Source organism: Leptolyngbya sp. FACHB-711 (assembly GCF_014695615.1).
Taxonomy (GTDB): Bacteria; Cyanobacteriota; Cyanobacteriia; order Elainellales; family Elainellaceae; genus Leptolyngbya_A.
Genome location: NZ_JACJOR010000563.1, coordinates 1 through 6005 on the forward strand (window position 1 = coordinate 1; position 6005 = coordinate 6005).

Annotated in this window: 11 protein-coding genes; 4 read left to right on the top strand and 7 right to left on the bottom strand. The window is 46.9% G+C overall.

All coding sequences use genetic code 11. The features are described 5' to 3' along the window. Window positions 1–269: 269 nt before the first annotated feature. Window positions 270–458 carry a hypothetical protein gene (locus tag H6F80_RS27915; RefSeq protein ID WP_190794784.1) on the top strand — a complete coding sequence of 63 codons (189 nt, stop codon included), beginning with the start codon at window positions 270–272 and terminating at the stop codon, window positions 456–458. 607 nt (window positions 459–1065) lie between these two features. Here H6F80_RS27915 and H6F80_RS27920 read toward each other — a convergent pair. From H6F80_RS27920 to H6F80_RS27940, 5 genes are all read right to left on the bottom strand, one after another. After that, on the bottom strand, window positions 1066–1506 hold the full coding sequence (locus H6F80_RS27920; protein WP_190794785.1) for a pentapeptide repeat-containing protein: 441 nt from the start codon (window positions 1504–1506) through the stop codon (window positions 1066–1068). Between the two features lie 78 nt (window positions 1507–1584). After that, window positions 1585–2046, bottom strand: coding sequence for a hypothetical protein (locus tag H6F80_RS27925; protein ID WP_190794786.1), 462 nt, complete (start codon window positions 2044–2046; stop codon window positions 1585–1587). Between the two features lie 298 nt (window positions 2047–2344). After that, a complete protein-coding gene (gene lexA, locus H6F80_RS27930; protein ID WP_190794787.1) occupies window positions 2345–2980 on the bottom strand; it encodes a transcriptional repressor LexA in 636 nt (211 codons plus the stop codon). Between the two features lie 299 nt (window positions 2981–3279). Further along, complete coding sequence (locus H6F80_RS27935) at window positions 3280–3462, bottom strand: hypothetical protein (protein ID WP_190794788.1); 183 nt, start codon at window positions 3460–3462, stop codon at window positions 3280–3282. Window positions 3463–3619: 157 nt separating this feature from the next. Continuing rightward, window positions 3620–3781 (bottom strand): hypothetical protein, encoded by a 162-nt coding sequence (locus H6F80_RS27940; RefSeq protein WP_190794789.1) that lies wholly within the window; start codon window positions 3779–3781, stop codon window positions 3620–3622. A gap of 35 nt (window positions 3782–3816) precedes the next feature. Here H6F80_RS27940 and H6F80_RS27945 point away from each other — a divergent pair, with 35 nt between their 5' ends. Then, window positions 3817–4026: a type II toxin-antitoxin system ParD family antitoxin gene (locus H6F80_RS27945; RefSeq protein WP_190794790.1), complete on the top strand. Its 210-nt coding sequence runs from the start codon at window positions 3817–3819 to the stop codon at window positions 4024–4026. Between the two features lie 159 nt (window positions 4027–4185). Here the strand turns inward: H6F80_RS27945 and H6F80_RS27950 are convergent, their stop codons facing one another. Both H6F80_RS27950 and H6F80_RS27955 read right to left on the bottom strand, forming a co-directional pair. Next, window positions 4186–4704, bottom strand: a complete 519-nt coding sequence (locus H6F80_RS27950; protein WP_518523675.1) for a transposase — start codon at window positions 4702–4704, stop codon at window positions 4186–4188. Further along, window positions 4688–5032: a transposase gene (locus H6F80_RS27955; protein WP_190794792.1), complete on the bottom strand. Its 345-nt coding sequence runs from the start codon at window positions 5030–5032 to the stop codon at window positions 4688–4690. The genes H6F80_RS27950 and H6F80_RS27955 overlap by 17 nt, the downstream gene beginning before the upstream one ends. Before the next feature lie 196 nt (window positions 5033–5228). Here H6F80_RS27955 and H6F80_RS27960 point away from each other — a divergent pair, with 196 nt between their 5' ends. Together H6F80_RS27960 and H6F80_RS27965 are read left to right on the top strand one after the other, a co-directional pair. Continuing rightward, the gene (locus H6F80_RS27960; RefSeq protein WP_190794793.1) at window positions 5229–5612 is read left to right on the top strand and encodes a sugar ABC transporter permease; all 384 of its coding nucleotides are present in this window, start codon (window positions 5229–5231) and stop codon (window positions 5610–5612) included. Further along, on the top strand, window positions 5609–6005 hold a 397-nt coding region (locus H6F80_RS27965; protein ID WP_190794794.1), incomplete at its 3' end, for a caspase family protein. The genes H6F80_RS27960 and H6F80_RS27965, both read left to right, overlap by 4 nt.

Below are 6005 nucleotides of genomic sequence, written 5' to 3' on the forward strand. Positions count from 1 at the left end.
ATTCAGCCTGATCCTTCTCCATCCTCCACCCCCCAGCCAATCCTTCTCCAATCCCCTTAACCCCACCGACACCGCCCCCTGCTTCCAACGGTGCATCCCCTCCTCAAACCGCAAAACCTGAGCCCAAATCCCGCAACCCTCGCACACCCTCAGGCAAGCTCTCTCCTCAAGACCGCATCCTCAAAGCAATCCAAGCCATCATTCAATACAACGAAAGCTGCACCGACCCGCACGATCAATGGTTCGTTAATCGCCAAATCATTGCCGAAATGACCGGAACCAACAACCAAATGTATGTCAAACCCATCTTTGAACAACCCTCACTCCTCTTCCCCAATGCCGCATCCGTTCAAGAGGCGATCCACCTCCATAATCAACAATTGGGACTTCCCAATGCTCAACACAATAAAGGCAAAAATAAAGAAGAACTTAAAAAAATCTATATCAACTTTGAGTAGAGTTGGCACTTGTAGACTGTGGGGTGAACTGGGTGAGATATGAGGGGTGGGTTACAACTGGCTTTCGTCCAGATTCATCTGGGCGAAATGTTCCAGCAAAAGGCGATGCACGAAGATATATCCACCTCCCTCTCTGCACTACTCCTATCCACAATATTTCCCTTTTTCCCTTGCCTCTAACCTCACTGTTCGATCGTCAGTTCTTAGGATTTTGGGGTTTCAGTGGGCGCTGCACTGGCTTAGCGCTTCCATCGACACCCGCCGATACTCGCTTTTATGGAGTGGAGGGGATGAAGAGATAGAGAGGGCTATGGATGGGGCGATCGCCTGCATCCCGATCGCTTTACAAAGACAGTATCAGGCACAAAGGGCTGGATCAGGAGGGTGAGTTAGAATCGTTCTCTCCCGGCAGTGCCCACGGTCCAATGCCATTGTCTCGAAGCTGCTGCTCTAAGAGGCGTTCTCGATATCTCGCGCTATCAGATTCAGCCAGGGCAGAGGCTACATCATGTCCGAGCTGGGCAATAATGCGATCTGCTAGCCGATGCTCTTGATTCTGACAGCAAGGTTTATCTGAACACGCGACTTTAGAAAACTGCCTAAGTTATCACTTATCAATGCTGTTTATATAGGCACAATCACGATTTGCCTTACTGCCGTCAGGCATAGTTGTATTACACAAATACCCTTTTTCAATTGCTACCCTACTTACTGACGTATTCTTGAAGTTAGCTCCCGAAAGGTTCGCGCCAACAAAGATATCTTCAGGTTTTGGGTTGACCGCGACAAATCCCTCAACCGCCTCGCCGCCAAAAGCCACTTCAGTATTAAAGACAGCACCTTCAAAGTTAACTCCTTGAAGATTAGCCTTTCGGAAGTCTGCCTCATATAGCAGGGCGTTTTGTAGATTAGTATTTGTGAGAGTAGCTTCTTGAAAGGCAGCCTTTTGAAGACTTGCTTTTCGTAGATTAGAGTATCGAAGATCCGCGCCCTTCAGACTAATTCCATCAAGGTAAGCCCCCTCAGCACTTAGTCCTCGTAAACTCACATCATCAGCAAGTAAACTTTGTAAAGCTTCGATCCTGCCACCACTTACTTGCTGACCTGCTGCACTATTAATGAGTTGCTATGCCTGATAATGAGCCTGTCGCTGGCGAGTTGGAGCATTTGATACATAGGTAAACGCAGCCGCAACCATAGTGATAAAAAAGCTCTGTTTCACCAGCCACAGCCCACCTTTCCAAACAAAAAATCGCTTCCTTCCTTTTGGTAGCTTAAAGAACCATTTGGTCCATACCGATGGCGCGGATGTCCAATGAATTGGCTTTGGGTACGCTGGCAATCGCTTCTCATGCCGTAACGAATAAAGAATGCGGTAGTCCTCTAAAGGAATATTGAGCCGCTTTGCTGCCTTCATAAGCGAAAGCTCTTGCTCAAGCGCGTCAGGACCGTCATATACATCCTCAAAGCTTGCTCTAATCCACTCCTTTAAGGAATCAAACCCTTCTTCCAAATACTCTGGGTCGTGAGATGGCAAAGCTGAAAGCGATCGGGGAGAACGAACCTGCTCGTTAAAATTACCAGCCATAAAGAACCTTGAAGGAAACCTTTTAGATCAAGGCTACACAAGCTTTCTACTATTTTCCGTAGAGGAACCAATAATTCTTCTAGTCCCTTTTTTGCTGTTCAGTATGTGTAAAGTTGGACAATCTTCCCTAAAAAGATCCGAGCTTTTCAGGAAAATATGGAAACGATTGCAGTGCAAAAGTTGCAGTCCCAAAAACAGCAAAAGTTAGAAACCGAAAAAAAGGAAACCGACCGTCCCCTACTTGCCGGAGCAGGGTAATGGTCGGAGAGCGTAAACAATCGAAATCGCTTAGATAGGGTTAGATCAGTCCCCGCACCGACCCCACATACACCCCCTGAATTTCCACTTCCTCATGCTCTGCATCGATTGTCGTCGGCTGATACCGTTTATTAGCTGGAAGCAGGGTAATGCGACTGCCCTGACGGTGCAGATACTTGAGAGTAGTCGTCTCGTTCACTCTAGCCGCAACGATCGTACCGTTCTTGATCTCAGTCGGGTCATTATGCCAACGCATCACCACTACATCTCCGTCAGCAATCATTGCCCCTTCCATACTGTCACCTCGAACCCGCAGGGCAAAGTGCTGACTTAATTCGTTGCGAGAGAGGCGAGAGAGCTTCTTCAGCACTGACAGGTTCAGCATCTCCACTTCCTCATCAGGGAAGATGGTAACAAGGCTGTGAGCAGCGATCGTGCCCAGTAACGGAATCTGGCGGCTGGGACGAAGAAGCTGGATTGAGCGAGCTTTTCTGGGAATGTAAGTGATGTAGCCACTGGCTTTAAGCGCCTTCAAATGCCCTGTAATTGGGGCAGGCGAACTGTATTTCAGCCCAGATTCAATTTCTCTGGCAACAGGAGCTATGCCATGCTCAGCAATATAGTCTTCAATCCAGTAAAAGATTCGTTCTTGAGCAGGGGTTAGGCGAGGCTGCATGATAGAGAGGTGAGTTTAGTTCAATTGTACTAATCTTACTCTAAGTTTCTTGCTGTGCCGCACCCCAATTAAGCGCCTCATAGTGACATTTCGTCAGGATGCTACCATACCCCCCTCACGGCGGCAGCGTAGAAGCTTTACTCTTCATCGAGATCAGCAACAGGCGACCGCACCGCGCTACGACGCGGAGCGCAGCGACAAGTCGATCGTCTTACCAACTTCAGAAGAACTATGCGTATAAGCGGTCAAATAGCGTGGTACGTTTTCTTTGAGTCCAGATGCCTGCTTGACTGACAAAACTAAGAAGTTGGAAAGCGGCTGAGGACGGTAAATTCACGCTTGAGGGAATCATTGTGTTGTCGCCTGGATGCGATAGCAGGTTGAGGGTCGGGCAGACTGGAGAGAAACGGATAAACCTGAATCTTGAACTGGTGGGTGATGGCAAGGCGAATCCAATTCCAACCTAGTTTGAGATAACTCATACCCCGATTCCAATGAGCATCGACTTGGCGATCGCTGAACAACATTTTCTCACTGCCCTCTCTTCTTATCCCCCTTTCCATTGATTCCATCAGCTCCATCCCCAGCAACTCAGGCTTCAGTGGAGGTAGTGGGGGCTGTGCTACGTTTGTTTGGTGCTCACATCGGCGGATGGCGATCGATCGTCTCCCTTAGCAAAAGCAACAAAATCAACGCAGTTGATCGAGACAGCGCCAATGCAATGGAACCATTCACCAAAGCCCAGTAGTCCCTTGGTAGAGCTAGAGGCGTGGTGGACCGCCCAATGTCAAACTTTGACATTAAAATTGAGCTATCCACTTTCAAGCGTTTCGTCTATGAACGTTTCTCTTACCCCTGAACTGGAGCAGTTTGTCCATGAGAAGGTCAAGAGCGGCAGATACCTCTCTGCCAGTGAGGTTGTGCGGGAAGCACTACGACTGCTGGAAGAGCGCGATCGCCTCTACCAAGTAAGGTTGGTAGAGTTGCAGCAGCATTTGGCGATTGGCGTTGAGCAGGCGGAGCGGGGTGAACCGATTGATGATTAAGACGTATTTGCTCAGTTGGAAGAGGACGCTCGGCAAATTGAAGCAGATCAACAGCGTACAGCTTGAGGGTGCCAAAGTTGCTGAACTGGCGAAAGATGCAGATGCCCTCATGACTCGCAATGGAGAAACTATTGCTTATAGAACTCATTTGACATCTTCTTAAGCTGCCAAACGCTTGAGCATTAAGCGAATGAAGCAAAGGTTGAGCTTTGTTCTGGCATGTTCCAGCGTCCACTCAAAGTTTTTGACAAGATTTTTGCATCGTTCGATCCAGCTATTAGATCGCTCAACCACCCATCGCACTGCAATTGGTACAAATCCTGATTTCCCTTGCACTGCCTTTTCAGTTTTTGAGAGCTTCGCTGCCACCTCAAACTGGATTTTCGTCATAATCTCTGGATAAATTTGTTCTAATGCTTGTTGAATCACCTCTGGATGATAGCCGTGGTCGAGCAGAATCGTCGTCTTTGCCAACTCCACAGGCTTTTGTCGAAAGTAGTCAATATTTTGGCTCAACATCTCAATTACGCCCTGGTCATCGGTGACGTTCGCCCGCGTACAGTGGGTAAAAAACGGAAACCCTAAACTATCGACTGCCAGGTGTCGTTTAATCCCGTTGGTCGCTTTGTAGAAGCAAAATCCGTTGGACTCAGCACTCGCATTACACGTATTCTTCACGGCTTGCGAGTCGATGATGATCAATGTCGTCCACTGACTTTTTTTTAGCTTGCACTCGGACTTCTCCATGCAGCGTCTCCATCAGCTGTTCAAACACGCCTGCATCCCGCCATTGTTTGTAGTGCCAGTAGACCGTGGAATAGGGCGGAAAGTCCCTCGGTAAATCCTGCCAGTTACATCCATTCTTGAGTTGGTAGAGGATGCCATCGATGATTTCGCGCTGGCTCCAGTTACTTGGTCGCGTCTGTTTCTTCTTAGGTAAGATTTCGCGCAAGCGCGGTTCGAGAACTGCCCATTCAGCATCGCTTAAACTGCTGGAGTATGGCATCGTCAATCTCTCAAATCACCTTCCTTACGCTAGGTCAAGCTACTGAAAGATGTCAAATGGGTTCTATATAGTTAATCCTGAGCATTATTGAGGCTTTAATTTCAGCTTGGAATGAACTATGGATTAAGGTTGTCTAAGCTTGAGAGAGTTGATAATTTAGATTCACATAACATTTCAACGATAATTAAACAACTGCATGGATATCATCCTGACGTTTCAATCTCTTGAACTCGATAACGAAGATTTACAAGCTGAAGTGGAATGCCTCTTACCTCAACTTCGAGAAGTTGATGGAGTGGAAGAGGTTGCATTGATTGACGTAAAGCTACCACCCGATGGTTCAAAGTCGGGAGGTGGATTTGTTTTAGGTGCGCTTAAATTTGTTGTAAATAACTCGAAGATTATTCAAGGTTTGATGGGTTTGAGCAATGCGCTGTTGGGCAACAAAACTCTAAAGATGACAGTGAAAGCACCTGATGGAAGCGAGTTTAGTGGTGAAGCTAAGAACCGGGATGATTTAGAGTATTTGCTCCAGCAAGCAGAGGAATTTTATCAGCGACGGGAGCAGAAGCAACCGTGAACAAAGCAGCATTGCTGATTGGGGTAAGTGAATATGATAGTGAATCAGGCTTAAAGCCTTTACCCAATTCTGCTAAAGATGTACAGGCAGTGCAGCGCGTATTGCTGCAATTAAGTGAGTTTACTGCTGAAAATATTATTGTATTAACAAATCCTAGAAAGCATGATGTAGAAGAGGCAATCTATCAACTATTTGCTGATCGCCAGAAGGATGATTTATTACTGTTCTATTTTTCTGGACATGGCATTAAAGATGAGGCAGGCAAGCTCTATTTTTCACTTTCAACAACTCGTAAAAATCAAAATGGTAGTTTGATAAAGTACACTGCTGTACCTGCAACAGCACTGCATGAGAATATGAATGATAGTCTATCAACCTGTCAAGTATTGGTTT

Coding starts and splice junctions, on each gene's coding strand:
- H6F80_RS27940 (WP_190794789.1), bottom strand. CDS start 3,781: ATGTCAAAGTTTGACATTGGGCGGTCCACCACGCCTCTAGCTCTACCA.
- H6F80_RS27945 (WP_190794790.1), top strand. CDS start 3,817: ATGAACGTTTCTCTTACCCCTGAACTGGAGCAGTTTGTCCATGAGAAG.
- H6F80_RS27915 (WP_190794784.1), top strand. CDS start 270: ATGACCGGAACCAACAACCAAATGTATGTCAAACCCATCTTTGAACAA.
- H6F80_RS27960 (WP_190794793.1), top strand. CDS start 5,229: ATGGATATCATCCTGACGTTTCAATCTCTTGAACTCGATAACGAAGAT.
- H6F80_RS27935 (WP_190794788.1), bottom strand. CDS start 3,462: ATGAGTTATCTCAAACTAGGTTGGAATTGGATTCGCCTTGCCATCACC.
- lexA (WP_190794787.1), bottom strand. CDS start 2,980: ATGCAGCCTCGCCTAACCCCTGCTCAAGAACGAATCTTTTACTGGATT.
- H6F80_RS27925 (WP_190794786.1), bottom strand. CDS start 2,046: ATGGCTGGTAATTTTAACGAGCAGGTTCGTTCTCCCCGATCGCTTTCA.
- H6F80_RS27955 (WP_190794792.1), bottom strand. CDS start 5,032: ATGCCATACTCCAGCAGTTTAAGCGATGCTGAATGGGCAGTTCTCGAA.